The sequence below is a fragment of the Pusillimonas sp. MFBS29 genome, assembly GCF_020687695.1.
Classification (GTDB): Bacteria; Pseudomonadota; Gammaproteobacteria; order Burkholderiales; family Burkholderiaceae_B; genus Pusillimonas_C.
Genome location: NZ_JAJEWL010000023.1, coordinates 1 through 1244 on the forward strand (window position 1 = coordinate 1; position 1244 = coordinate 1244).

The 1244-nt window shown below is 54.8% G+C and carries 1 protein-coding gene; it reads left to right on the top strand.

Translation table 11 applies throughout. From position 1 onward, the window contains the following. The first annotated feature begins 64 nt into the window (after nt 1-64). A complete protein-coding gene (locus LKR43_RS16130) occupies nt 65-1222 on the top strand; it encodes an IS30 family transposase (protein ID WP_227685199.1) in 1158 nt (385 codons plus the stop codon). The last annotated feature ends 22 nt before the right edge of the window (nt 1223-1244 follow it).

Consider the following 1244-nt stretch of genomic DNA (forward strand, 5'->3'; position numbering starts at 1 on the left):
GCGGTAGGTTCAATGGGTCATTGCAACACCTTCCTATTAATATTGAATGATGGAGGGTTTACCAATGGCACAAATGGGACGGCCTGGGCTTATACCAGAAGGCAAGGCGGAGGTTTGGCGACGGTGGCGGGCAGGAGAATCATTTCTTGGCATCGGCAAGGCGTTAGGTAAAGCCGCAGGGTCGATCTATGGCGTGATTCAGCTATGCGGAGGATATACCCCGGTAGCGCAGAAACGCTCGCCACGAGCATTGACCCTGAGAGAGCGCGAAGAGATCTCGCGTGGTGTCAGCGTGGGACTTTCGATTCGAGCAATTGCCCGCCAAATAAATCGTGCGCCTTCGACGATTTCTCGTGAGATTGCGCGTAACGGCGGAACAGGCCGTTATCGAGCGTTCGAAGCCGATGAGCGAGCCTTAAAAGCCGCTCTCCGCCCCAAACGCTGTCTGCTGGCACAGAACCGGCGATTGCGCTACGCGGTCGAACGCAAACTTTACCGCGACTGGTCTCCAGAACAGGTGAGTGGCTGGCTTAGAATCCGATATTCTGAGGACGAATCGATGCGTGTGTCTCACGAGACGATCTATCGCAGCTTGTTTGTGCAAGCCCGTGGCGTTCTGAAGAAGGAACTGCAACACCATTTGCGGACCCAACGGAAGATGCGTCATTCGCGTTTCGCCAGCACAAAGGGCGTTCGCAGCAAGATTACTGACGCGGTCTCGATTCATGATCGGCCACCTGAGGCAGATGATCGGGCAATACCCGGCCATTGGGAAGGAGACCTAGTCAGCGGAGCTAATAATACCCACATTGCTACCCTGGTCGAACGGCGCTCCAGGTTCACTATTCTCGTCAAAGTGAAAGGGAAAGACACGGTGAGCGTTGTGGCAGGCTTAAAGCGCGAGGTGAAACGGCTGCCACAGCATCTACGCCAGTCGCTCACCTGGGATCGTGGCATGGAGTTGGCAAACCACAAAGACTTCACCATTGCCACCGACGTAAAGGTCTACTTTTGCGATCCGCGAAGCCCTTGGCAACGAGGTACCAACGAAAATACGAACCGGCTTGTCCGTCAGTACTTGCCTCACGGTACGCAGCTCGATCAATACTCGCAGGCCGAACTGAACAAAATCGCAGCACGGCTCAATGAAAGGCCTAGAAAAACCTTGGACTTCAGATCCCCGGCAGATAAACTAAGCGAGGCTGTTGCAACCACCCATTGAACCCACCGCGGCGTACTTTGCG

Excerpts from the sequence above, each read along its gene's own strand:
- LKR43_RS16130 (WP_227685199.1), top strand. The coding sequence starts at position 65 with ATGGCACAAATGGGACGGCCTGGGCTTATACCAGAAGGCAAGGCGGAG.